Origin of the sequence: Streptomyces sp. NPDC006516 (assembly GCF_040611875.1) — a bacterium.
In the GTDB taxonomy this organism is placed as follows: Bacteria; Actinomycetota; Actinomycetes; order Streptomycetales; family Streptomycetaceae; genus Streptomyces.
On the sequence record NZ_JBEXPD010000003.1, the window covers coordinates 464,362 to 489,130 of the forward strand.

23 protein-coding genes are annotated in these 24,769 nt (G+C 70.6%); 17 read left to right on the forward strand and 6 right to left on the reverse strand.

Going from position 1 to position 24,769, the window contains the following annotated elements; translation table 11 throughout:
* Window positions 1-10 precede the first annotated feature (10 nt).
* The 6 genes from ABZY45_RS14165 to ABZY45_RS14190 form a co-directional block, all read right to left on the reverse strand.
* A complete protein-coding gene (locus tag ABZY45_RS14165; RefSeq protein WP_356739600.1) occupies window positions 11-1,456 on the reverse strand; it encodes a response regulator transcription factor in 1,446 nt (481 codons plus the stop codon).
* A complete protein-coding gene (locus ABZY45_RS14170) occupies window positions 1,453-3,126 on the reverse strand; it encodes an ABC transporter ATP-binding protein (protein WP_356739602.1) in 1,674 nt (557 codons plus the stop codon). The genes ABZY45_RS14165 and ABZY45_RS14170 overlap by 4 nt, the downstream gene beginning before the upstream one ends.
* Window positions 3,123-4,031 (reverse strand): ABC transporter permease, encoded by a 909-nt coding sequence (locus ABZY45_RS14175; RefSeq protein ID WP_356739604.1) that lies wholly within the window; start codon window positions 4,029-4,031, stop codon window positions 3,123-3,125. Before ABZY45_RS14175 ends, ABZY45_RS14170 begins: the two co-directional genes overlap by 4 nt.
* Entirely contained in the window at window positions 4,028-4,981 is a 954-nt protein-coding gene (locus ABZY45_RS14180; protein ID WP_356739606.1) for an ABC transporter permease, read from the reverse strand. The genes ABZY45_RS14175 and ABZY45_RS14180 overlap by 4 nt, the downstream gene beginning before the upstream one ends.
* A gap of 81 nt (window positions 4,982-5,062) precedes the next feature.
* The gene (locus tag ABZY45_RS14185) at window positions 5,063-6,688 is read right to left on the reverse strand and encodes an ABC transporter substrate-binding protein (RefSeq protein ID WP_356739608.1); all 1,626 of its coding nucleotides are present in this window, start codon (window positions 6,686-6,688) and stop codon (window positions 5,063-5,065) included.
* 212 nt (window positions 6,689-6,900) lie between these two features.
* Window positions 6,901-7,041 carry a putative leader peptide gene (locus tag ABZY45_RS14190; RefSeq protein ID WP_356739610.1) on the reverse strand — a complete coding sequence of 47 codons (141 nt, stop codon included), beginning with the start codon at window positions 7,039-7,041 and terminating at the stop codon, window positions 6,901-6,903.
* Window positions 7,042-7,290: 249 nt separating this feature from the next.
* On the opposite strand from ABZY45_RS14190, the gene ABZY45_RS14195 reads away from it, so the two are divergent.
* The 17 genes from ABZY45_RS14195 (at window position 7,291) to ABZY45_RS14275 (ending at window position 24,751) form a co-directional block, all read left to right on the forward strand.
* Window positions 7,291-7,776 (forward strand): nuclear transport factor 2 family protein, encoded by a 486-nt coding sequence (locus tag ABZY45_RS14195; RefSeq protein WP_356739612.1) that lies wholly within the window; start codon window positions 7,291-7,293, stop codon window positions 7,774-7,776.
* Between the two features lie 742 nt (window positions 7,777-8,518).
* Complete coding sequence (locus ABZY45_RS14200; RefSeq protein WP_356739614.1) at window positions 8,519-9,853, forward strand: LuxR C-terminal-related transcriptional regulator; 1,335 nt, start codon at window positions 8,519-8,521, stop codon at window positions 9,851-9,853.
* Between the two features lie 212 nt (window positions 9,854-10,065).
* Window positions 10,066-10,599 carry a nuclear transport factor 2 family protein gene (locus tag ABZY45_RS14205; RefSeq protein WP_356739616.1) on the forward strand — a complete coding sequence of 178 codons (534 nt, stop codon included), beginning with the start codon at window positions 10,066-10,068 and terminating at the stop codon, window positions 10,597-10,599.
* Between the two features lie 41 nt (window positions 10,600-10,640).
* A complete protein-coding gene (locus ABZY45_RS14210; RefSeq protein WP_356739618.1) occupies window positions 10,641-11,066 on the forward strand; it encodes a hypothetical protein in 426 nt (141 codons plus the stop codon).
* 66 nt (window positions 11,067-11,132) lie between these two features.
* Window positions 11,133-12,314, forward strand: coding sequence for an acyl-CoA dehydrogenase family protein (locus ABZY45_RS14215; RefSeq protein ID WP_356739620.1), 1,182 nt, complete (start codon window positions 11,133-11,135; stop codon window positions 12,312-12,314).
* Window positions 12,315-12,326: 12 nt separating this feature from the next.
* Window positions 12,327-13,790, forward strand: coding sequence for an FAD-dependent monooxygenase (locus tag ABZY45_RS14220; RefSeq protein ID WP_356739622.1), 1,464 nt, complete (start codon window positions 12,327-12,329; stop codon window positions 13,788-13,790).
* A gap of 34 nt (window positions 13,791-13,824) precedes the next feature.
* Entirely contained in the window at window positions 13,825-14,148 is a 324-nt protein-coding gene (locus ABZY45_RS14225) for a TcmI family type II polyketide cyclase (RefSeq protein WP_356739624.1), read from the forward strand.
* Entirely contained in the window at window positions 14,148-15,428 is a 1,281-nt protein-coding gene (locus ABZY45_RS14230; protein WP_356739626.1) for a beta-ketoacyl-[acyl-carrier-protein] synthase family protein, read from the forward strand. The genes ABZY45_RS14225 and ABZY45_RS14230 overlap by 1 nt, the downstream gene beginning before the upstream one ends.
* Window positions 15,425-16,666: a ketosynthase chain-length factor gene (locus ABZY45_RS14235; protein ID WP_356739628.1), complete on the forward strand. Its 1,242-nt coding sequence runs from the start codon at window positions 15,425-15,427 to the stop codon at window positions 16,664-16,666. Before ABZY45_RS14230 ends, ABZY45_RS14235 begins: the two co-directional genes overlap by 4 nt.
* A 1-nt stretch (window position 16,667) precedes the next feature.
* Window positions 16,668-16,937 carry an acyl carrier protein gene (locus tag ABZY45_RS14240; RefSeq protein WP_356739630.1) on the forward strand — a complete coding sequence of 90 codons (270 nt, stop codon included), beginning with the start codon at window positions 16,668-16,670 and terminating at the stop codon, window positions 16,935-16,937.
* Between the two features lie 15 nt (window positions 16,938-16,952).
* A complete protein-coding gene (gene fabG, locus ABZY45_RS14245) occupies window positions 16,953-17,747 on the forward strand; it encodes a 3-oxoacyl-ACP reductase FabG (protein ID WP_356739632.1) in 795 nt (264 codons plus the stop codon).
* 92 nt (window positions 17,748-17,839) lie between these two features.
* Window positions 17,840-18,778: an aromatase/cyclase gene (locus ABZY45_RS14250; protein ID WP_356739634.1), complete on the forward strand. Its 939-nt coding sequence runs from the start codon at window positions 17,840-17,842 to the stop codon at window positions 18,776-18,778.
* A gap of 3 nt (window positions 18,779-18,781) precedes the next feature.
* A complete protein-coding gene (locus ABZY45_RS14255) occupies window positions 18,782-20,827 on the forward strand; it encodes an SDR family oxidoreductase (protein WP_356739636.1) in 2,046 nt (681 codons plus the stop codon).
* A gap of 119 nt (window positions 20,828-20,946) precedes the next feature.
* Window positions 20,947-21,978 carry an LLM class flavin-dependent oxidoreductase gene (locus ABZY45_RS14260; RefSeq protein ID WP_356739638.1) on the forward strand — a complete coding sequence of 344 codons (1,032 nt, stop codon included), beginning with the start codon at window positions 20,947-20,949 and terminating at the stop codon, window positions 21,976-21,978.
* A complete protein-coding gene (locus ABZY45_RS14265; protein WP_356739640.1) occupies window positions 21,971-23,188 on the forward strand; it encodes an MFS transporter in 1,218 nt (405 codons plus the stop codon). The genes ABZY45_RS14260 and ABZY45_RS14265 overlap by 8 nt, the downstream gene beginning before the upstream one ends.
* Window positions 23,185-23,805: an NAD(P)H-dependent oxidoreductase gene (locus tag ABZY45_RS14270; protein ID WP_356739642.1), complete on the forward strand. Its 621-nt coding sequence runs from the start codon at window positions 23,185-23,187 to the stop codon at window positions 23,803-23,805. Before ABZY45_RS14265 ends, ABZY45_RS14270 begins: the two co-directional genes overlap by 4 nt.
* A gap of 55 nt (window positions 23,806-23,860) precedes the next feature.
* Window positions 23,861-24,751 carry a TIGR03621 family F420-dependent LLM class oxidoreductase gene (locus ABZY45_RS14275; protein ID WP_356739644.1) on the forward strand — a complete coding sequence of 297 codons (891 nt, stop codon included), beginning with the start codon at window positions 23,861-23,863 and terminating at the stop codon, window positions 24,749-24,751.
* The last annotated feature ends 18 nt before the right edge of the window (window positions 24,752-24,769 follow it).

Below are 24,769 nucleotides of genomic sequence, written 5' to 3' on the forward strand. Positions count from 1 at the left end.
GACGGGCCGCTCAGAGGTCCCCGAGGCGGAAGCCGACCCCCCGTACGGTCACGATGACGCCGGCCGGGCCCAGCTTGCCGCGCAGTGAACTCACATGGGTGTCGAGCGTGCGGCCCGTACTCCGACCGGCCCGCTCGCCCCAGATCTCCGCGATCAGCCCGGACCGGGTGTGCACGGTACGGGGCTGCGCCGCGAGCCGGTACAGCAGGTCGAACTCCTTGCGTGTCAGCCGGAGCGGGCGGCCGTCGAAACGGACGTCACGGTCGGCCGGGTCCATGCGCAGCGCACCGCGCAGGAGCGGCCCCGCCGCCTTGTGCGTGGTCCTGGTCCGCCGCAGCACGGCCTCGACGCGGGCCGTCAGTTCTCGGGTGCCCTGCGGACGCTCGAAACTGTCGTCGCATCCGGCCCGCAGGAAGAGGATCTGATCGAGCGTCTCGCCGGGTCCGGTGAGTACGACGATCGGGGTGTCGGTGACCGTCCGTACCGCCTGGCAGAGGTTCAGGGCGTCGATGCCGGGCAGCCCGGAGGCGATCAGGAGCAGATCGTACGCGTGCTGTCTCGTCGGCACCTCGCTCGCGTCGGGGCAGCCGTCGGCACGGTGGCCGTGGTGCCGCAACGCGGTGGTGAGGGCGTCCAGGGTGGTGCTGTCCGCGGCGACGACCAGGACGCGGGCCGAAGCGTGAGGCCGGGCGGAGGCCGGCGGAGCGGTCAGGGGCGCACGCAGGGGGCCGTCGACGGGGGTGCGGCGCGCGAGGGGCGGGCCGGCCATGAATCCGACGCCGCGCACGGTACGGATCACGTCGGTATTCCCCAGCTTGCCGCGCAGGGAGCTGATGTGGGTGTCGAGGGTGCGCCCGGTCGGTGAGCCGGCCCCTCCCGGTTGCGGGGCGTGCCAGATCTCCCGCAGGAGGCGGCGCCGGCTGATCACGGTTCCGGGGCGCCGGGCCAGGTGGTAAAGGACGTCGAACTCCTTGCGGGTGAGCGGAACCGGCGTTCCGTCCAGCCTCACCTCGCGGGCGTCGGTGTCGATGCGGAGCGGACCCAGCGTCACCGGCGCGGACGCCGGCCGGGAGCCTGGGTCCCGTCCGGCTACGGAGCGCCGCGTCAGCGCCTCGATCCGGGCCAGGAGTTCCTGGAAGTGGTACGGCCTGTCGAGAAGGTGATCGGTGCCGGCGTCCAGCGCGAGTACCCGGTCGATCTCGGTGGCGCCGCCGGAGACGACGATGACCGGGACGCGCGAGGTCGTGCGGATGCGCCGGCACACCTCGAGGCCGTCCATGTCCGGGAGCTGCCTGTCGATCAGGATAAGGTCCGCCTCGGCGTGTGCCGCCAGTGCTGCCGCGCCGGACCCGACCGTCGTCGTCGGGAAGGTGTGGCGCCGGAGATCCACCGCCGGTGACCGGCCTCCGCCGCGCGGGCCCTCGGCCACGAGGAGCCGCGCGGGTCCTCGGCTCACCGGTCCCACGTGCGGCCCGGAACGGCGGCCAGCAGCCGGCGGGTGTAGGCGTGGCCGGGAGCGCCGAACAGCTCGTCCGCCGGGGCGGCCTCCACGAGGCGTCCGGCCTCCATCACGAGGACCCGGTGGGCGATCTGCCGTACGACGGCCAGGTCATGGGTGACGAACAGGTAGGCCACACCGGTCTCCCTCTGCAGTTCGGCGAGGAGTTCGAGGATCTGGGCCTGCACGGAGACGTCCAGGGCCGAGACGGGTTCGTCGCAGACGACGAGTTCGGGGGCGAGGGCCAGTGCGCGGGCGATGGCGACACGCTGCCGCTGCCCGCCGGAGAGTTCGGCCGGACGGCGTGCGAGGACGGATCCGGGCAGTGCGACCTGCTGGAGCAGGGCCCGGACCTGCGCCGACCGGTCCGCGCGGTCACCCACCCGGAAGGAACGCAGGGGTTCGGCCACGACGTCGTGGACGGTCAGGCGCGGATCCAGGGAGGCGTACGGGTTCTGGTAGACCAACTGGGCCCGGCGGCGCAGGGCCCGTAGCCGGCGCCCCCGCGCTTCGGTGACGTCCTCACCGTGGATGTGGATCCGCCCGGCGGTCGGGGAGGTGAGACGCAGGAGCAGCCGGGCCGTGGTCGACTTCCCAGAGCCCGATTCGCCGACGAGGGCGACGGTCTCCCCCCGGTGCAGGGTGAAGTTCAGGTCGTCGACCGCCCTGATCGTCCGGGGGCCGTGGGCGGAACGGGGCAGCGGGAAGTCCTTCGTGAGGTGTTCCGCCTCCAGCAGGGGCCGGCGGCCCGGCACCGGCGGCGGGGGCGGGGCGAGCCCCACGGGAACGGCGTCGAGGCGCGGAGTGTCGCCGAGCAACCGGCGGGTGTAGGGGTCACCGGGGCGGGACAGGAGCTGCGCGGTCGGCGCGGACTCCACGATGCGGCCCTGCGACATGACGGCGATGCGGTCCGCCCGGTCCGCGGCGATCCCGAGGTCGTGGGTGACGAGCAGGAGTGCCGTACCGGCGTCGCGGGCGAGTGCCTGCAGGTGGTCCAGAATGGCCTGCTGCACGGTGACGTCAAGGGCGCTGGTGGGTTCGTCAGCGATGATCAGCTCAGGTTCGCCCGCCATGGCGACGGCGATGAGGACACGCTGCCGCATGCCGCCGGACAGCTCGTGGGGACGGCGTGCGGCGAGGGCCCGCGGCCCGGGCAGACCGGCCCGGGCGAGGAGTTCGAGCGCGGCCTCGTTCGCGTCGCGCCGGGAGGCCCGGTGGTGGATGCGCAGCACCTCGGCCACCTGGGTGCCGATGCGCTGGACCGGGTTCAGCGAGACGGCCGGGTCCTGTGGCACGAGCCCGATGCGGGCGCCGCGCAGCGCCCGGAACTCGCTCTCGCTCCCGGCGGACAGGTGATGTCCACCGAACCTGATCCGCCCGGCGTCGATCCGGCCGCCTTGCGGCAGAAGGCCGATGAGAGCGTGGGCCGTGGTGCTCTTGCCGGAACCCGATTCGCCCACCAGCGCCAGGATCTCACCCGGGGCGATGTCGAGATCGACTCCGCGTACGGCGTTCACGACGCCGCCACGGGTGCGGTAGGCGACCCTCAGGTCCCGGACCGAGAGCAGGGCCGGCGCCGGAGGGCCGGCCGGAGGGGTGCCGTCAGGGATGCTGCGCGTCGCGGTCATCGTTCTCCGCCCCATTCGCCGTCGAGGGCACGTGAGATGCGGTGGGTGGCCAGGACGATCACGGCGACGGACAGGCCGGCGAGGGTGGACATCCACCAGGCGCCGGCCAGGTAGTTCCGTCCGTCGGCGATGAGAGTTCCCCATTCAGGCGCGGGGGGCGGTGCGCCGTAGCCGAGGAAACCCAGTGAGGAGACGGCGAGGACCGCCGTTCCGAGGTCCAGGACGGCCAGCACGACCGCTGGGCCCGCGGCATTCGGCAGCACGTGCCGTACCAGTACGGACAGTGGCCGGGCGCCGGACAGACGGGCCGCTTCGACGAAGGGAGCGTGCCGTATGCGCAGCACCTCGGCCCGTACGACACGGGCGAATCCGGCGACTCCGGCGAGGCCGACGGCGAACGCGACGTTGAGCGTGCCGCGTCCGAGTGCCGCGACGACCGCCAGTGAGAGGAAGAGGCCGGGGACGGCGAGCAGCACATCCACCAGTCTCATCAGTGCGGTCTCGACCCAGCCGCCGACGAACCCCGCGACGAGGCCGAGGCCTCCGCCGGCGAGGAAGGCGACGGCCACGGCGATCAGGGTGGCTTCGAGTGAGAGCGCCGCACCGTGCACCACGCGCGCGTAGAGGTCGCGGCCGAGTTCGTCCGTGCCGAACCAGTGCTGGGAACTCGGGGGCCTGAGGATCTCCGCGGGCACGCCGCGCAGAGGGTCGCGGTCGGTGAGCAGGCTGGGCCGGAGCGCGGCGAGCACGGCGAGGAGGACGACGAGGACGGCGAGGACAAGTCCGGGCCGGCGGAGCATGAACCGCAGCAGGCGGTGGCCGGCCCGGGGGGCTTCGGGCAGCGGGACCGGTGCCGGCCGGTGCCGGGGTCCGGCCGACGGCTCGGTGGTGAGCATCTCGCTCACGCGGGGCTCCTTCGTCCGGAGGTGACGATGCGGGGGTCGAGCAGCGGGTAGACGAGGTCGACGAGGAGGTTGAGGAGCACGAAGACGAGTGCTCCGAAGACCACGACGCCTTGGACGACGGGGATGTCCTGCACGGTGACGGCGTCGGTGGTGACGCGTCCGAGACCGTTGCGGGAGAAGACGTTCTCGATGACGACCGCGTTCGCCGTCAGCTGCCCCGCCAGGATGCCCACGACGGTGAGCGCGGGCAGCGAGGCGTTGCGGAGGACGTGATGGAGCAGGACACGCTCCCTGCCCGCACCCTTGGCCCGCGCGGTGTGGACGTACGGCTCGTCCAGGGCCGTGAGGAGGCTCTTGGCGAGGACCTGCGCCACTAGGACGGCTGCGGGCATCGCCAGCGTCACCGCGGGGAGCACGAGCCCCGCCGGGCCGCTGTTGCCGAAGGCCGGGAAGAGGTGGATGCGGAAGGACAGGAACTGGACGAGCATGAGGCCGACCCAGAACGCGGGGAGGCAGATGCCGAGGGAGGGCAGCGACAGCAGCAGTTGCCGCATCCGGGGCCGGCGCGTCCAGGCCGCCGCCATGGCCAGGGCGGTACCGCTCGCCACGGCCAGGGGCAGTGCCACCGCGGCGAGTTGCAGGGTCTGCGGCAGTGCGTCGGCGATGGTTTCGGTGACCGGGCGGCCGGTGGTGACGGAGTCACCGAAGTCCCCGCGCAGCGCCTGCCCCAGATAGGTCACGTACTGCACGAGGACCGGCCGGTCGAAGCCGTACTGCGTGCGCAGCTCGTCCAGGCGCCGAGGGTCGACGGGCCCGGAGTTGAGCCCGGCCCCCGCCATCGCGGAGACCGGATCGCCGGGCAGGAGGGCGAGCAGGAAGAACGTCAGGGTGTAGGCCGCCCACAGCACGCCCAGCGCCTGACCGAGGCGCCACAGTACGTACCGTCGCATCGTCTTCACTCCTTGATCGGTCGGCATACGGTCGGGAAGCCGGGTGCTGCTTCCGGGGGCGGCTGAACTCCGTGCGGAACGTCAGCCCTTCCACGTGTCGTGGAGCTGGATGCCGCTGGAGGCTCCCAGGCGCAGACCGTGGACCCGGGAGGAGACCCCGACCGCGGCCTCCAAGTCGACGAGCGGAACGGCGTAGGCCTGGCCCACGACGAGGCGCTGGGCGCGCTCGACGAGAGCGTCGCGCGCGGAGGTGTCGAGGGTAGCGGCCTGCTGGTCGAGCACGGTGTCGAGCTCGCCGGCGGGCAGCCGGTAGGAGTTGACCAGGCGGGTGGAGTACAGGGTGCGCAGTCCGTCGGGGTCGGCACGGGTCAGGTCACCGCCCCAGAAGGCGTCGTAGTCCCCTGCGGTGATCGTCTGCGGGAACTGGCTGACCTGGAGTTCCTTGATCTTGATGCGGATGCCGACGTCCCCCAGTTGCTGCTGGACCAGTTCGAGTGCGGTGCGGTGCGCGCCCGCGCTGCTGAAGGACACCACGGTCAGGCTCAGTTCGGTGCCGTCCTTGGTCCGGACACCACCGGATCCCTCGACCCATCCGGCCTCGTCCAGGAGGGACTTCGCCCGGGCCGGGTCGAAGGACAGGTCCTTGGACAGGTCCACGTGACCGGGGGTGGTGCGGGACAGGATGCTCGACGCGGGACGGGTGCCCCGGGGGAAGACCGCCTCGACGATCTCCTCGCGGTTGACGGCGATCTGGGCGGCCCGGCGCACACGGACGTCCCGGGTCAGCGGACGCCCGTTGTTGAAGCCGAGGTTGAACACGACGCCGGGGTTGGCCCGCCGTTCGACGGCGGCACCCGCCTGCTTCAGGACCGGCTCGTCCTGGCGGCGGACTCCGCCAGTCACATCGACCTGTCCCGAGCCGAGGCTCCCGGCGCGTACCCCCGGCTCGGCGACCACGTCGAAGGTGACGGTGTCGAGGTAGGCCTCACCCTTCTTCTTCCAGATCGTGGACCCCCACGCGTACCCCGTGCGCTTCTTGAGCGTCAGGGACCGGTTGGGCTCGTGGCCGGACACCACGAAGGGGCCTGAGCCGTGGACGCCGTCCGCGCAGCGCTGACGCGGGGTGCGTCCGGCGTCCGCGGGGGACACGGGTGCGAGCGCGGCAGTCGATGTCGCCTGCAGGAACTGGGCGTTGGGCCGCTCGAAGGTGATCTTCGCGGTGAGCGGGTCGACGACCTCGGTCCCCTTGTAACCGGCGAGGTACCCCTGGGCGAGGATCGCGAGCCCTCCGAGGCCGGGGACCGCGTCGAAGCTCTTCTTGACCGCGGCGGCGTCGACGGGCGCCCCGTCGCTGAACGTGGCGCCGGTGCGCAGCCGGAAGGTGAAGCTCTTCGCGTCGTCACCGACCTCCCAGCGCTCGGCGAGCCAGGGAACGATGCGTCCTGAGTCAGGGTCCTGATCGGTGAGGGAGTCGACGGTCTGGCGCAGCGCGTAGAGGGTGTCGCTGCTTCCGACCTGCTGCGGATCGAGGCAGCCCGCGTCCGTGGCCACGGCGAAGTTGAGGTGTCCGCCGGATGCGGGGGGGCCGGCGTCCGCTCGGGGGCTCGGGGACGTCTCGCCGCCGCACGCGCTGAGCGCCAGGGCGAGCGGGAGGGTCGAGGCGAGGACGGTGAAGGGCCTGGCTGATTTCAGGCGGTCCGGCTTCACGGGGGCGACTCCTGCGGTGAGGGCATGACTGCGGAGAGGGAGGGGGCCGTTCGTCGTCCGCGGCGAACGACGCGGACGCGCCTGACCGCACCGTCACCGGACCGGTCGCACAGGACCGGGGCCGGCAGCGGTGACGCGAGTACAGCCGGACAGTGTGACCGGCCGTGCGGAGGCGGTTGATGCGGTGGGGCCCGGCGCTCGGCGGCGCGGGTTCAGCAGAGGGCGGGTGACGCCGGACCGGTAGCGGGACACGCCGCGCTACTGACCCGCCGGAGGTCGATATGACGGCGCGAGAACAGCACGAGGATCCCGGGGGGCGCCTCGGCGAGGACGGGGGAAAGGGACGCGAGCATGTCGGCTTTCCTCCCCCTGGCTGCTGGAATGTTCGATTGGACAGAGGTCTGCCCTCGACGATGCGATCGCCGCAGCAGAGCCCAACGGCGGCGTACGCTACCGACTTTCCATGAGAGCAGTCAATGGCTTGTTTCGATATGCGGGACAAACGCGTTGTGTGAGACCGGAGTTGTCGCGTGGTGGGTCACGCTGGGCATCGTGTCATCATGGGCGGCATCTTCTCGCCCCTTCCTCTCGAAAGGAACGACGTGGCTTCCCAGAATGACGATCTCCTTACTGTGATCGCGGCGGAACGGGAGATCTACCGGACCTTCTACAAGTTCTTCCGGCTGGTCGACACCAACAGGTACGAGCAGCTCGACGAGTGCTTCACGAAGGATGCCCTGATCGAGTACGACGTGATGCCGGGACCGGTCCAGAGGTTCAACGGGCGGGACGAGTTCACCGCGTTCATGTCCGCGAGCCCGCCGTGGAAGCGTGAGCCCACGGTGGCGCACGTGCTGGGGCAGACGTTGATCGACTGGAACGAGGGGAAGCCTCACCTGCAGGCTTACGCCACGGTCTGGCACTGGAGCGCCACCCGGACCCTCGACGGGCGCCACCGCCCTGCCGACTGGACCGTGGTGGGCCTGGTCGAGGACGACTTCGAGCAGGAGGACGGCCGCTGGCTGATCAGCAAGCGGTACGTCGCTCCTGTGGCGGGGCTCGTCGCCGGGGGGACCGGTCCGCTCTAGGGCGGTGGGGGGGCTCAGCCTGTCACGAAAACGTCACCGGAGTATCCGAACAGGACCGGCTCCGCGGCGGACCGTGCGGTAGTCCTTCTCGGTAATCTGTCACCCCTCTCTCCGAATTACTGTCACCTCTCTCCGAATAAGTGGAACCATTGTCTCCGAACGCAATTGGGGGTGGGACTTGCGGGCGTCGATGTCCCACCCTCGGTTTCTTCACAGTGATGTGACGATGGGCACGTTTCGCCGTAGGAATCCCGTCGGTCCAGAGGCCTCTGCCGCCGTCCGAACCTCGCGGCCGATGGTGAGGTGAGATCTCCCGTACTTGCGGAAACGCCATGACAGCCACCCCCGTGGCCCGGCGTCGAGTAGCGCCCTCCATGACTGGAAGAAGGCTGTCCGCGCACCACATTCATTTGACACTGCCGCAATGTTCACCGTGTACGTTCGAATCTGATTCGAGGCCCGTGTCGGCCGGAGTCCCGGGCAGGGTGCGGTCACCCGCCCGGGCAACCGCCGGGGCCGGATCGGTCCAGCAGTCCGGACAGTGCCGTCCGGGCCGACACCCGGGCGCTCGGCGGGCTCACCACCGCTTCGCCCGCCCAGCCGCATGTCCGCAGGCATTCGACCAGCGCCGCCCGCGCCCTGCGGGTACCTCTCGGCCTGTGCCGGCGCAGTTCCGTCGATGGCAGGACACGTGCAAGGTCCGACCGCAGATCACCGGGAACCCACGAACGAGGGGGAGATGATGACGAAGGCACCCCAGATCGCCGGAATCATGTCGCCGAGCAGACGCCTCACCACGGCGCATCGGGCCGGAGTGCCGGGGGGCGGAGCGGGAGGGCCCTTACGGGAGGGGTCGCCCGTCCACATCCCCGGACGCTCCGAGGCGTGGGGCGACGAACGCGTCCCGCCCGATGAGGTCTGCGTCTCCCTGCACAGTCTCGAACTGGCCAACCTCGGGGTCCGCCGTGCGCAGGTCCACGAGCAGATAGAGGAGATCCTCGACGTCAAGGAGCGCCGGGGGCACGCCTACTGCATGTGGCTGGCCGTCCTGACGATGATCTACACCGGAGACATCGTCTCGGCGCACGAGCAGTGCCGTCGGCTCGCCCGTGACCCGAGGTGGACCAAGGGCCCCCGCCATCAGGAGCTTCTGACGCTGATGCGGGCACGGGTCAGTCTGCTCGCCGGCGACGGCGTCAAGGCGGCGGTTCTCCTCGGGGAAGCCCTCGCGTACGGGCTTCCCGGCTCCCTCACCGGGCTGGCGGTCGCCTGGCTGGTCGAGGCGCGGATCCTGGCAGGCGACCTGGACCAGGGACACGCCGTGCTGCTGCGGCACGACCTGGCAGGCCGACTGGACCCCGGCATCCCCGATCTGCCGCACATCCTGGCCGCACGAGGCGCCCTCCACACGGCGACCGGGCACTTCCAGCACGCACTCGACGATCTGATGCTCTGCGGTCGCGCGCTCACCGCCCGTGGTGTCGCCAACCCCGCCGTCATACCGTGGCGTTCGCGAGCCACGTTCGCGGCACTCGCCACCCGACGCGGCGACCTCGCGCTCGCTCTCGCCGAGGACGAACTGACCGCGGCGCGGACCTGGGGTTCCCCACGCGGCGTCGGCCTCGCCCTGCACGCCGTCGCGGTCGCCCGCAGGGACGACACCTCGGTACCGCTGCTGGAAGAGGCCGTCGAGCTGCTCGATCTGGCGCACGCCCGGGCCGAGTTGGTCCACGCACTGCACGACCTCGCCACCCTGCAGACCGAAGGCGCGGACCGGTCCGCGGCACGCGGGCGGCTGGAGGAGGCCGCAGAGGTGGCCCGTGAGAGCCGCAACGGACTGTGGCCGGCCCGGCTCGAGGCGGCACTCGAACGGCAGGACGGTCCCACGCTCACCAGCCAGGAGCTGCGCATCGGCCAGCTGGCCCAGGCGGGTTACAGCAACCGCCAGATCGCGGACACTCTGTTCCTGGCCGTCCGTACGGTCGAATTCCATCTTTCGAGCGTCTACAGAAAGCTGCGCATCGCGGGCCGCCGGGACCTTCACAAGGTGCTCGGATCCATGTCGCCGCCACAATGAGAAAACATTCCTGACATACGCCGTTCGCCCTCGCCGGGCGGGCGGCGTATTTTTTCGGCACCGACCACGGGCCGACTACGGGGAGACCCTGTGGTCGGCCCGTAGAGTCCCCATCCCTCTCTTGAATCCCGCACCGTGGAGCTGCGAATGTCTGATGGCCGGACAATAGTCCGCACAATCCGATCCAGTGAAATGGAAGGGATTCTCCATTCATGCCGGAAGACATCGATCTCGCGGACCTCACCAAGGCGCTCGCCGAACGGGTGCGCGTGCTCGAGGACGTCCACGAGCTCAACCGACTGCGCGCCGAGCTCCCGCGCCGCCTCAACGAGGGCCACTGGGACAGGATCGCCGAGCTGTTCTCCACCACCGCACACCTGGACTACGCGCACCTGGGCCAGGCGACGGGGCGGGACGCGATCCATGCCTACTTCACCGGGCTGCCCGGACTGATCCAGCAGGACAAGCCCGAGTCCCAGCTCCTCGTCAAGCAGTTCGTGCACGGCCATGAAGTGGAGGTTCTCGGGGACGGCGCCACCGGGGTGAGCTTCTTCGAGGAGCGGGTCGTCTTCGACGAGGAGAGCGCCATGGTGGCCGGCAAGTTCGCCGACACCTACGTGCGGGAGGACGGCCGGTGGCTCTTCTCACGGGTCGAGCTCTCGTTGTACTGGGTCCTGCCTCATCACGAGGGGCTCGTCCGGAAGCCCTCGGCGGCGGCCGCTGACCCCTCCGGCCGCCCCGCGTGACCTCCGCACCCACTTCCCCTCCCTTCCGAGGCAGGTTTTCCATGCTCCAGAAGAACACCACGAAAAGGCTTGGCTACTGGCTCCTTCACCTGCACCGGTTGTTCGATGAAGCGACCGCCCGGGCGCTGGCAGGAGAAGAATTGAACAGGCGTCAGTGGCAGGTCCTCCATGCCATCGAAATAGGCGTTCGTACCGTCGAGGAAATAGACGACGCTTTCGCTCCCTTTCTCGCCGTGGACAGGGAGACCTCCTATCGACCGGTCGTCGAGAATCTCATTGCGCGTGGGTGGGTCACGTCGACAGGCCCGGCCATCTCGCTCACCGAATCCGGAGCTTCCGCGCATGAGCGTGCCGAGAAACTCGTGAACGCCCACGCCGCGCATTCGCTGGCCGGCGTGTCCGAAGCCGAGTTCCTCGCCACCAACGACGTGCTCGCCCGCATCGCCGCCAACCTCGAGAGCGAGTAGCAGGCGCGCTCTCATGTCCCGCAGTCCCGCGCCTGTGATCGAAGGCAGCCACCGCCGGAGGTACCGATGCCGCCCACCGCACCACCGACCCACGACGAACTCGTGGCCACCGCAGGCAAACTGATTCCGCTGCTGCGCTCCCGCTCCCTGTGGATCGACGAACACCGCCGGCTCCCCCCGGACGTCATCGAGGCGATCGAGGAGTCGGGCCTGCTGAAGATGCAGATCCCCGTCCAGTACGGGGGCTACGAGTCGGACGCACGCACGTTCATCGACGTGCTCTCCGAGATAGGCCGGGGCAACAGTTCGGCCGCCTTCTGCCTCTCCGTCTACGCCTCGCTCACCTGGATGACCGGCATGTGGCCGGACGAGGCACTCGACGAGGTCTTCGCCGACCCCCATGTACGGGTCAGCGGCACCACCGCGGCGACAGGCAGGGCCACCCGCACCGACGGGGGCTACCTCCTCAACGGGAGTTGGCGCTTCAACAGTGGTGTGCTGCACAGCCAGTGGAAGATAAACGTCGCCATACCGGAGGGTGAGTCCGAGCCGCCCGTGCCCCTCTTCTGCCTCGTCCCCGTCTCGGATCTGCGGATCGAGGACGACTGGCACACCATCGGCCTGAGCGGTTCCGGCAGCGTCACGACCGTCGCGGAGAACGTCTTCGTCCCCCAGCACCGGGTGATCACCGGCGCCGACTTCTACCAGAACCTCTCGAAGTCACACGCCAACAGCGCCAAGCCCGCATACCGCGTGCCGGTCCTCGTCACCACGACGGCGATCCAGATCGGCCAGCTCCTGGGCGCCGCCCGGTACGCGCTGTCGAGCTTCCTGGAGCGGCTTCCGGGACGTCCGCTTACCTACACCGACTACCCCAGCCAGCGGGAGGCGCCGCTCACCCATCTGCAGGTCGGCGAGGCCGCCCTGCTCATCGAGGACGCCGAGAACCGTGCGCACAGGTTCGCCGACCTGCTGGATCGCAAGATAGAGCGGGACGAGCCGTGGACCCAGGACGAGCGGGTGAACTCCCGCGTGCAGATCGGCTGGATCGCCCAGCAGTGCAAGAAGGCCGTCGACATCATCGCCTCGGCGAGCGGCGGCTCCTCGATCCACCAGGACGTACCGATCACCCGGATCCAGCGCGACGTCCACGCCGCATCCCTGCACGCGATGATCACGCCCGGCGTCAACGTCGAGCTATACGGCAGGTCGCTGTGCGGCCTGGAGCCCAACACGGTCTACCTCTGAGCGGAGATTCGCATGGACGCATCCGTCATCGTCGTCGGCGCCGGACCCGCCGGGCTGGTGCTGGCCGGAGAACTGCGCCTGGCCGGCGCCGACGTCATCGTGCTCGACCGCCTCAGAGAGCGGACCGGCCAGTCCCGGGGGATCGGGTTCACCATCCGTACGGCGGAGATCCTTGACCAGCGCGGACTGCTGTCCCGCTTCGGTGAGATCCAGACCGGTCCGGCCGGGCATTTCGGTGGCCTGCCGGTGGACCTCACAGTCCTCGGCGCCCCCCACGAGGCAGCTCGCACCGTTCCCCAGTCACAGACCGAGGCCGTCCTGGAGGGCTGGGCCCGGGAGCTGGGCGCGGACATCCTGCGCGACCACGAGGTCACGGGACTCACGGAGGACGAGCGCGGGGTGAGTGTGACTGTCCGCGGCGCCGAACGGGCGCTGCGAGCCCGGTACGTCGTCGGCTGCGACGGGGGCCGCAGCACCGTCCGGCGGCTCGCCGGCTTCGACTTCCCCGGCACCCCCGCGACCACCGAGTTGCTCCTGGCCGACATCCGCGGGATCGACCTCGAACCGAAGATGACCGCCGATCCCTCCGCGGGAGGCCTGGTGATGGTGGCACCGCTGCCCGGCGGAACCACCCGCATCATCGCCGCCGAGCGGGGAGCACCCCCGGTCCGGCGCACCGGGCCACCGGACTTCAGCGAGGTCGCCGACGTCTACAAGCGTCTGACCGACACCGACATCTCCACCGCCGAGCCGGTGTGGGTCAGCGCCTTCACCGACACCGCCCGCCAGGCGGCCCGTTACCGTCGCGGCCGGATACTCCTCGCCGGTGACGCCGCGCACGTCCACCTCCCGGCAGGTGGGCAGGGGATGAACACCTCCGTCCAGGACTCCGTCAACCTCGGCTGGAAACTCGGGGCGGTGGTACGGGGCACGGCTCCTGACACGCTGCTGGACACCTACCACGACGAGCGGCACCCGGTCGGGCGCAAGCTGCTGTCCGACACCCGCGCGCAGAGCCTCCTCATCCTCGGCGGCGAGGAAGTCGCCCCGGTGCGGGAGGTGCTCGGTGAGCTCCTGGAACACTCACAGGTGGCACGTCATTTCGCGGCCAGGGTCAGTGGCCTGGACATCCGCTACGACGTCGGCGGCGGAACCAACCCGCTGCTGGGCGCGCGGCTTCCGGAACTGTCCCTGCTGAGACAGGGGCAGCGCATTACGTCCACCGCGCTGCTGCGCTCGGGCCGGGGCATCCTGCTCGACCTGAGTGACAACGCGACGCTCCGCCACCGGGCGGACCCGTGGACCGACCGTGTCGACGTCGTCACCGCCCGCGTCCTGCGGACCGACGGCGAGGGCCCGCACGCCGGGACCTCGGCGGCACTGGTGCGACCCGACGGGCACGTCGCCTGGGCCGCCCCGGGAAGTCTGCACGACCTGCCGACAGCACTGGGCCGCTGGTTCGGTCCGGCCCGCTGAACACCGGCACCCACCAGGACCGAGAAGGAGAAGCATGCACAGCACACTGATCGTCGCCCGGATGGCACCCACCTCAGCCGAGAAGGTCGCCGAGCTCTTCGAAGCCTTCGACACCACCGACATGCCCGGCCGGATGGGCACCCGCCGCCGCCAGCTCTTCGCCTACCGGGGCCTGTACTTCCACCTGCAGGACTTCACCCAGGACGACGGGGCGCACCGTATCGAGGACGCGAAGGCCGACCCCCGCTTCGTCGGCATCAGCGAGGACCTCAAGCCGTTCATCCAGGCCTATGACCCCGCGACCTGGCGTTCGCCGGCGGACGCCATGGCCGACCGCTTCTACGAATGGAGGGCATGATGGAGGAGGACCGAGAGCGACGCGTCGTGATCACCGGTGTGGGTGTGACCGCACCGGGAGGCCAGGGCGTCAAGGAGTTCTGGGATCTGCTGACCGACGGCAGGACGGCCACCGGGCGCATCTCCCTCTTCGACGCCTCGCCGTTCCGCTCACAGGTGGCAGCGGAGGTGGACTTCGATGCCGAACGCGCCGGCTTCACTCCGCAGGAGATCCGGCGGATGGACCGGGCCGCGCTGTTCGCCGTGCACACGGCACGCGAAGCGGTCACGGACAGCGGCCTGGACTTCGCGAACCTGGACCCGCGCCGCACGGGGGTGACTGTCGGAAGCGCCGTCGGCGCGACGATGGGCCTGGACCAGGAGTACCGGACCGTCAGCGACAGCGGCCGGCTGGAACTGGTGGACAGCGCCTACGCCGTCTCGCATCTCTACAACTTCATGGTGCCCAGCTCCTTCGCGACCGAGGTCGCCTGGGCGGTGGGAGCCGAAGGACCGGCCACCGTCGTCTCCACCGGATGCACCTCCGGTCTCGACGCGATCGGATACGCCGCCGACCTGATCCGTGAGGGCACCGTCGACGTGATGGTCGCGGGCGCGACGGACGCCCCGATCTCTCCCATCACCGTGGCCTGCTTCGACGCGATCAAGGCGACGACTCCCCGCAACGACGACCCCGAACACGCTTCGCGCCCGTTCGACGCGAGCCGCAACGGATTCGTCCTGGGCGAGGGATCGGCCGTGTTCGTGCTGGAGGAACTCCAGGGGGCGCGGGCCCGAGGTGCGCGCATCTACGCCGAGGTCGCCGGGTTCGCCACCCGGTCCAACGCCTTCCACATGACGGGCCTGCGCCCGGACGGGCGGGAAATGGCCGAGGCCATCGGGGTGGCGCTCGCCGAAGCCAGGATGAACCCGGAACAGATCGACTACATCAATGCCCACGGCTCCGGCACCAAACAGAACGACCGGCACGAGACAGCCGCCTTCAAACGCAGCCTGGGAGCGCACGCGTACCGCACGCCCGTCAGCTCCATCAAGTCGATGGTGGGGCACTCGCTGGGGGCCATCGGATCCATCGAGGTGGCCGCCTCGGTCCTCGCGATGGTCCACGACGTCGTGCCCCCGACCGCGAATCTGCACACCCCCGACCCCGAATGCGATCTCGACTACGTCCCGTTGACGGCACGCGACCAGCTCACGGACGCCGTCCTCTCGGTCGGCAGCGGCTTCGGCGGGTTCCAGAGCGCCATCGTGCTCGCCCGGAGTGATCGGGAGCGCCGATGACCGCGCGGACACTCGTGACCGGCCTCGGTATCGCCGCGCCGACGGGGATGGGGATCGAGGAGTACTGGTCGGCCACGCTTGCGGGACGCAGCGCGATCGGCAGGGTCACCCGCTTCGATCCCTCGCCCTACGCATCACAACTGGCGGGCGAGATACACGGCTTCGAAGCGGAGGAGCACCTGCCCGGCCGGCTGCTTCCGCAGACCGACCGGATGACGCGGCTCGCCCTGGTGAGCGCGGACCGGGCGTTCGCCGATGCGGGCATCGTCCCCTCGGAGCTTCCCGACTACGACGTGGGCGTCATCACCGCCAGCCACTCCGGCGGGTTCGAGTTCGGCCAGAACGAGTTGCGGGCCCTGTGGAGCAAGGGGGGCCAGTACGTCAGCGCCTACCAGTCGTTCGCCTGGTTCTACGCGGTGAACAGCGGCCAGATCTCGATCCGCAGCGGTCTGCGCGGGCCCAGCAGCGTCGTGGTCAGCGACCAGGCCGGCGGCCTCGACGCGGTGGCGCAGGCGCGCCGTCAGATCCGTAAGGGCACGCCGGTGGTGGTCTCCGGAGCCGTCGACGCCTCGATCTGCCCGTGGGGCTGGGTGGCCCAGCTGACCAGTGGCCGGCTGAGCGCGGGTGACGACCCGGACAGCGCCTATCTGCCGTTCGACGACCGGGCGGCAGGGCACGTACCCGGTGAGGGCGGCGCACTGCTCGTCCTGGAGAGTGCAGAGCACACCCGCGAGCGAGGAGCGCCACAGGTCTACGGCGAGATCGCGGGCCACGCGTCCACGATCGACCCGCGCCCCGGCAGCGACCGCGGCCCGACCCTGCAGCACGCGATCGAGCTCGCGCTGGGCGACGCCGGAGTCGCCCCCGACGACATCGACGTGGTGTTCGCCGACGCGGCGGCCGTGCCGGACCTCGACCGGTCCGAGGCGGAGGCGATCACCAAGGTCTTCGGAGTGCGGGGCGTCGCGGTGACCGCCCCGAAGACGACGACGGGCCGGCTGTACTCAGGCGCCGCCCCGCTCGACCTGGCCGCCGCGCTGCTCTCCATACGCGACGGCGTCATCCCGCCGACGACCCATTCGGTCCTCTCGCCCTCCTACGAGATCGACCTCGTGACCGGGGCGCCGAGGCCGGCGGTGCTGCGCACCGCCCTCGTACTGGCCCGTGGCCACGGCGGATTCAACTCCGCGATGGTCGTACGCGCCGCCGACGCCTCATCCCTGCGAGGAAAGGCCTGACATGGCAGCCACCGAATTCACCGTGAGCGAGCTGAGGACAGTACTCCTCGAAGCCGCGGGCACCGACGAGGACGTCGACCTGGGCGGCGACATCCTCGACACCGACTTCGACTCCCTCGGGTATGAGTCGCTCGCCCTCCTGGAGACCGCCGGACGGATCGAGCGGGAGTACGCCATAGCCCTGGACGAGGAGGCGCTGGCCGAGGCCCGGACCCCGCGCCAGCTGATCGCCCTGGTCAACGTGCACCTCGCGGCCGCTCAAGCCGCCTGAAGGGAAGGACACGCCATGACGCAGAACACCGTGAGCACGGCCAGGGTCGCCCTGGTCACCGGTGCGACGAGCGGTATCGGACTCGCCGCCGCCCGGCTGCTGGCCGAGCAGGGGCACCGGGTGTTCCTGTGCGCCCGCGATCAGCGGGCGGTGGCCGAGACGGTCAAGTCGCTTCAGGACGACGGACTGGACGTCGACGGCACCACGGGCGACGTGCGTTCCAAGGAGGACGTCGCCGAGGTCGTCCGGGCCGCGGTGGCCCGCTTCGGCCCCATCGACGTACTGGTCAACAACGCCGGGCGCAGTGGCGGCGGGGTGACCGCCGAGATCGCGGACGACCTCTGGGAGGACGTCATCGCGACCAATCTCACCAGCGTCTTCCTGGTGACCCGCGAGGTGCTGACCGCCGGAGGCATGCGGACCAAGGACCGCGGCCGGATCATCAACATCGCCTCGACAGCCGGAAAGCAGGGCGTGGTGCTCGGCGCCCCGTACTCGGCGTCCAAACACGGGGTGGTCGGATTCACCAAAGCCCTGGGCAACGAACTGGCTCCCACCGGAATCACGGTCAACGCCGTGTGCCCGGGCTACGTCGAGACGCCGATGGCCCAGAGGGTGCGCCAAGGGTACGCGGCGGCCTACGACACCTCCGAGGACGCCATCCTGGAGAAGTTCCAGTCGAAGATCCCCCTCGGACGGTACTCGACGCCGCAGGAGGTCGCCGGCCTTGTGGGCTACCTGGCCTCCGACCCCGCGGCCTCGATCACCGCGCAGGCCCTGAACGTCTGCGGCGGCCTCGGCAACTTCTGAACCGCCCCGTCCACGTCGCCGTCATCAGTCCCCGCGCGTCGATCGCGCCCGGCCGGCGCAATGCGTGCGCATCCGCCGCGAAGGAGTTCATCATGACCGTCCGTGAGGTCGAGCACGGGATCACCGTGCAGGCTCCGGCCGCCGAGGTCTACCGGCTGCTGGCCGAGGTGGAGAACTGGCCCAGGCTGTTCCCGCCCTCGGTGTACGTCGAGTATCTGGAGCAGGAGGGAGACCGGGAGCGCATCCGGATATGGGCCACCGCCAACGGTGAGGCGAAGAACTGGACCTCCCGGCGCGACCTCGACCCCCGGGGACTGCGGATCACCTTCTCCCAGGAGGTGTCCGCTCCACCCGTGGCGGAGATGAGCGGCACCTGGATCGTCGAGCCGCTCGGCGAGCGGGAATCGCGGTTGCGCCTGCTCCACACCTACCGGGCCGTTGACGACGATCCGCAGTCGTTGGAGTGGATCGACCAGGCGGTGGACCGTAACAGCAGCCAGGAACTCCCCGGCGTCAAGAACGGCCTCGAACAGGCGACCAGGAACGAGGAGCTGACCCTGTCGTTCGTCGACTCCGTCGAGGTCCAGGGGTCGGCGAAGGACCTGTACGACTTCGTCAACGAGGCCGACCGGTGGAAGGAGCGCCTCCCGCACGTCAGCGAGGTCACGCTCACCGAGGACACCCCGGGGCTTCAGACCCTGCGTATGGACACCAAGGCCGTGGACGGCTCCACGCACACCACGGAGTCGGTGCGGGTGTGCTTCCCGCACCACCGGATCGTCTACAAGCAGACGACATTGCCGGCCTTGATGTCCCTGCACACCGGACGGTGGGACTTCCACACCGGGGACGACGGCACCGTCACGGCGAGCTCGCAGCACACCGTGGTGATCGCCGCCGAGAACATCACCGCGGTGCTCGGGGCGGACGCCGGCGTCCCCGAGGCCAGGAAGTTCCTGCGGGACGCGCTCGGGGCGAACAGCCGGGCCACGCTGGGGCACGCGAAGCGGTTCGCGGAAGAGCGGCGCTGAGTGATGCCTGCCGTCGCAGCGGGCGACCGGCCCGCAGGGACGCCCGGCGACGGAGTGGTGATCGTGGGCGCTGGCCCGGTCGGGCTCCTGCTCGCCGGGGACCTCGCCGCGCACGGCGTCCCCACCGACGTGATCGAGCAGCGCGCCGCACCGATGACCGAGTCGCGGGCCTCCACCCTCCACGCCCGCACCATGGAACTCCTCGCCCGGCGGGGCATCCTGGAACGGCTGGGCCCACTGCCCGACGGAGGGCCCGGCCACTTCGGAGGTCTGCGGCTCGACCTCCGGGCAGCCGACCCCGCCCACCCCTACGCCGGGCAGTGGAAGTGCCCGCAGACCCGGCTCGAAGCGGTGCTCCAGGAGCGTGCCGGGGAACTGGGTGCCCGCGTCCACCGGGGCACCCGGCTGGTCACGCTGCACGACCGGGGCCCACAGGTGCGCGTCGAAGCCGTCGGAGCAGCCGGTACGCAGCGGTTCGCCGCGGCCTACGTCGTGGGCTGCGACGGTGACCGGAGCACGGTGCGCCGCCTGGGCTCGTTCGGATTCCCCGGCACCCGGGCCGGGCGCGAGATGCTCAGGGCCGACGTGGTGGGCCTCGACGTCGAGGACCGGCGCTTCGAACGCCATCCGCGAGGTCTGGCCACGGCCCACCGCTGGCCCGACGGCAGCACCCGGATCATGGTCCACGTCTTCGGCACCGCAGCGCCGGTGCGTACCGGACCGCCGCTCTTCACGGAGGTCACCGCCGCCTGGACCGAGGTCACGGGCCAGGACATCGGTCATGGCACGCCGGTGTGGCTCAACGCCTTCGACGACACCAGCCGCCAGGCGGACCGTTACCGACGCGGCCGGGTGTTCCTGGCGGGCGACGCCGCCCACGTGCAGATGCCGGTGGGCGGACAGGCGCTGAACCTCGGGCTGCAGGACGCCGCTGATCTGGGCGGCCGGCTCGCCGCGCGTCTCGCTCCGTCCACCGGTCCCGGCACTCCGGCCCACCCCGACCCGCTCCCCGGATACGACCGGACGCGCCGAGCGGTCGGGGCGCGCACCCTGACCGACATCCGGGCCCAGTCGTACCTGCTCCTGGGCGGTGCGGAGGTCGAGCCCCTGCGGGAGCTCTTCAGTGAACTCCTCGGCCTGGGCGCGGTCCGCCGTCACCTGGCCCGGGGCATCAGCGGACTGCGGTGGCCCCGCGAGGCGGCCGCCGACCCGCGTCCCACGGCGCCGCCGACAACGGCGACGCCCCCTTCCCCGCGCGACACCGACGACAGGAGTACGGACATGGGCAGGCTCACGGACAAGACCGCTCTGGTGACCGGTTCGAGCCGAGGCATCGGGCGTGCCGTCGCACGGCGGCTGGCCGGCGACGGCGCGCTGGTCGCCGTGCACTACGCGAACGACGAGGACGCCGCCAGGCAGACCGTCGAGCTGATCGAGGGCGACGGGGGCCGCGCCTTCGCCGTGCGGGCCGAACTGGGTGTCGCCGGAGACGTGCACGAGCTGTTCCTCGGTCTGGAGCAAGGCCTCAAGGACCGTACGGGGGAGACCGGCCTGGACATCGTGGTCAACAACGCGGGGGTCACCACCCCTGCCGGAGTGGTGCCCGAGGACGTGACGCCGGAGGAGTTCGACCGGCTCTTCTCGGTGAACACCAAGGCTCCGTTCTTCATCGTGCAGCGGGCACTGCCGTTGCTGCGTGAAGGCGGCCGGATCGTCAACGTCTCCTCCGGTCTCACCCGCTTCGCCAGTCCCGATCAGGTCGCCTACGCGATGACCAAGGGGGCGCTCGAGCAGATCGCTCTCCACTTCGCACGGCATCTGGCGCCCCGGGGGATCACGGTCAACAGTGTGGCCCCCGGGATCACCGACAACGGCAGTGCACTGTTCGACATCCCCGAGGCGGTGGAGCAGATGGCGCAGTTCTCAGCGTTCAAGCGGGTCGGAAAGGCCGCGGACGTCGCCGACGTGGTGGCTTTCCTCGTCTCGGACGACGCCCGTTGGGTCACCGGCGCGTTCATCGACGCCAGCGGCGGGACGCTGCTGGGCTGACCCGCCGGCCGTGCGGCTGTCCAGGCGCCCCTGCAGGCGGTGCGGCTGCCCAGGGTCCCCTGCCCCTTCGCCCTGACGACTCACAGGGTGCACCCCTTACGACGAACGGAGATGTGAGGATGGACGTCGGACTTCTCTTCGACCTGCGCAATCCCCAGGCATGGCACCGGCCTTGGGCAGACCACTACGCGCGCTCACTCGAGTACTGCGAGGAGGCCGACCGGCGGGGCGCGGGCGGGCTCTGGTTCACCGAGCACCACCTCTTCGAGGACGGATACCTGCCGCGGCCCCTCACGTTCGCGGCGGCGGCCGCTGCCCGGACCCGGCGCGCACGCATCGGCACCGCCGTGGTGCTGCCCAACCTCCACACGCCCGCCGACCTCGCCGAGGACGCCGCTGTCGTCGACCTGATCAGCGGCGGACGCCTCGAGATCGGTTTCGGAGCCGGTTACCGGCGCCCCGAGTACGACCTCTACGGGGCGGATTTCGGCCGGCGCTTCACCCAGGTCGAGCAACGCGTCCGAGAGGTGCGGCGGCTGTGGGAGGAGGGCGGGGTCACCCCCGCACCGATCCAGACCCCTGTCCCCTTGTGGGGCGGGTTCTACGGCCCGCGCGGCGCACGCCTGGCGGGCAGGCTGGGCATCGGTCTGCTGCACATCTCCCGGGAGATGTTCGCGCCCTACCGGGAGGGCTTGATCGAGGGAGGTCACGACCCGGCCCTCGCAAGGGTGTCGGACCTGTTGCCCGTGATCCTGGCCGACGACCCCGAGGCGGCATGGCCGCGCATCGCCCCGCATCTCGCCCACCAGATGAACACCTACCGGCAGGGGTCGGTCGAGGGCACCGACCACCCCAGGCCGCGGCTGCTGACCGCCGATGACTTCCCAGACAAGGGAACCGACGGAGGATGGGCGACGCTGGAGATCCTCACTCCGCAGGAGGCTGCCGCGCGCATCGAAGAGCGCACCCAGGGACTGCCGGTGAAGCACCTGATCTTCTGGGCGAGTATCGCGGGCATGCCGGACGACCTGGTCGTACGGAACATCGAGCTGGTCAGCGAGCACCTGCCGCGTCTGCTCGCCGAGCGGGCGGCCGCAGCCGGCCCTGTCCCGGGCGGGACAGGACCGGCCGAGGTACCCGGCGGTGAGTGAGCCGGCCGTCACCGCCAAGGGCCCGGCGCCCGTGGCCGGTGGCAGCTGGCGGCTCCTGCTCGTGCTCTCGGGCAACATGGTGCTCGACGCGCTCGAAGTCTCCGTCGTGCTCGTCGCCCTGCCCACGCTCGCGACCGACCTGGATCTCTCGATCTGGTCGGTGCAGTGGCTGATGACGGGCTTCGCCCTCGGCTTCGCGCTCACCCTCCTCACCGGTCCGCGCATCACGGCCCGATGGGGCCTGCGGCGCTGTTACCTCGCCGCCATGCTGGTCTTCGCCGCGGCGTCCGTGGTGGGGGGAACGACCGGGTCGACGGAACTCCTCGTCGCCGCCCGGGTCGTCAAGGGCGCCTGCGCGGCGCTGACCGCGCCGGCCGGTCTGGCACTGATCGCCGCGACCTTCCCCGACGGGCCGGCCCTGCGCCGGGCCGTCTCCGTCTACTCGCTCTTCGGAGCGGCCGGCTTCACCCTCGGCCTCCTCCTCTCGGGGACCCTGACGGGAATCAGCTGGCGCTGGACCTTTCTCTTCCCCGCCCCGGTGGCGCTGGCCCTGCTCGTCTGGGGACTGCACGAGATCCCACGCACCGAACGCCTCACTCCGCCCCGCTTCACGACAGCCCTGTTCCGTAACGCCTCACTCATGCGCTCCACCCTGGGCGCGGCCCTCCTCAACGGCACCTACGCGGGCCTGCTCCTGCTGATCACGTTCCACACGGCCGAGCGCTTCGACTGGCCTCCCTGGCAGACGGCGTCGGCACTGCTCCCCGCCTGTCTCCCGCTCGCCGTCTCGGTTCCCTTCGCCGGGCAGCTGACCGCCCGATTCGGGACCCGGCGGCCCATCGCCGCCGGAGCCGCCCTCGCTCTGGCCGGTCAGCTGCTGCTCCTGTGGCACCCCGCACCGCAGCGGTACGTCACCGGGCTGCTGCCCTCGCTCCTGCTGGTCGGCGCGGCGTTCGTCCTCTCGTTCGCCCCGCTGAACCTCCAGGCCACTCAACACCTGGGACCCGACATCCGCGGGGCTGCCGTTCCCCTGTACCAGAGCGGTGTCCAGCTCGGCGGCGTCCTGATGCTGCCGCTCGTGGCCACACTCCTCACCCACCATCCGGGCCGTCCCGCACTCCTGGCGATCGCCCTGGCCGGCGCGGCCGGCCTGGGGGTCGCCCTGTCCGGGGCCCGCCGCCACACCGAAGAAAGGACGAACCTGTCGTGAGCGGAATTCCGCAGGTAACCGACCGGACGGTCACCGGGCCGCTGAACGTCGCCGTGGTGATCGGCAGTATCCGCAGCGGCCGTTTCGGTCCCACCATCGCCCGATGGGTGGCCGCCCAAGCCGCACAGCGTGACGACGTCGTCGTGGACCTGATCGACCTCATCGACTACCCCCTCCCGCTCGAACTGGCCACACCGGGCCGGCCCACCGACGAGGGGACGGCCCGGCTGCGGGACGCACTGGCCGAGCGGCTGGGCAGGGCCGACGCATTCATCGTCGTCACCCCCGAGTACAACAACACCATCCCGGCGGCGCTGAAGAACGCCATCGACTGGATCTTCGACGAGTGGGCGGCCAAGCCCGTCGGATTCGCCTCCTACGGCGGGATGAGCGGCGGTCTGTGGGCCGTCTCCCACCTGCGTCACGTTTTCACCGAACTCCATGCGGTGCCGCTGCGGGAGTCACTGATCTTCCACCAGGCGTGGAACAGGTTCGACGGGGACGACCCGCGCGACGCGGAGGAGAGCGAACTGGCGGCGAAGGCCCTGCTGAGCCGGCTCGTCTGGTGGGCCGAGGCCCTCCGCGACGCCCGCGCCCTGCGCCCCTACCAGCGCTGATCCCTGGCGCCGGACAGTCCGAGGAACCACCGAAATCCTAGTGAAGGGTTCACCTGTGACCAGCCCGTACGACCGGCCGCTGAGGTTCGGCCTCTGCGTGTTCACCCCCGCCACCCGTGCGGAATGGGTGGCGAAGGTCCGCCGGGCGGAGAGCCTGGGATACGACGTCGTGTCCGTCTCCGACCATCTCGGCATGCCCGCGCCCATGGCCACGCTCGCCCTCGTCGCCGAAGCCACCGAACGGATCCGCATCGGCACACTGGTCCTCAACACCTCCTTCTACAACCCCACCGTCCTGGCCAGGGACATCGCCACCGTCGACCACCACGCCGGCGGCCGCGTCGAGATAGGACTGGGCGCCGGCTACGACAAGGCACAGTTCGACGCGGCGGGCATCCCCTGGATCAGCGCGCGCGAACGGGTGGACAAACTGGAGAGAACTGTCAAGGAGCTCAAGAAGGTCCTGGGTTCGCGCCAGAGCTCGCCACCGCAGGCCCAGCCCGGGGGCCCGCCTCTGATGATCGCCGGCCGGGGCCCACGAGTCCTGCGGCTCGCGGCCGAGCACGCCGACATCATCGGCTTCACGGGCACCGCACCCGTCGATGACGGTCAGGGGCTGAAGCTGGGCGACCTCGCCGAGATCACCCGGCGCATCGAGGAGGTCCACACACTGCTCGGCGATCGCGCGCGAGACGTGGAGCTCAACATCCCCATCCATCGCGTGCAGGCGTCACCGCCCTCCGGCGACGACGTCACCGACGTGTGGCAGAACCGGCTCGATCTGGACGCAGGGGAGCTGGCCCAGCTTCCCTCCCTCCTGTTCGGCTCGCCCCGGCAGTGTGCCGACCTGCTCCTGGAGCGCAGGCGAAAGTACGGAATCAGCTACTTCAGCGTGCTGGAGCCGGAGATGGAGGCCTTCGCGAAGGTCATCGAGGAGCTGCGATGAGCCCGGCACCCGACGGCC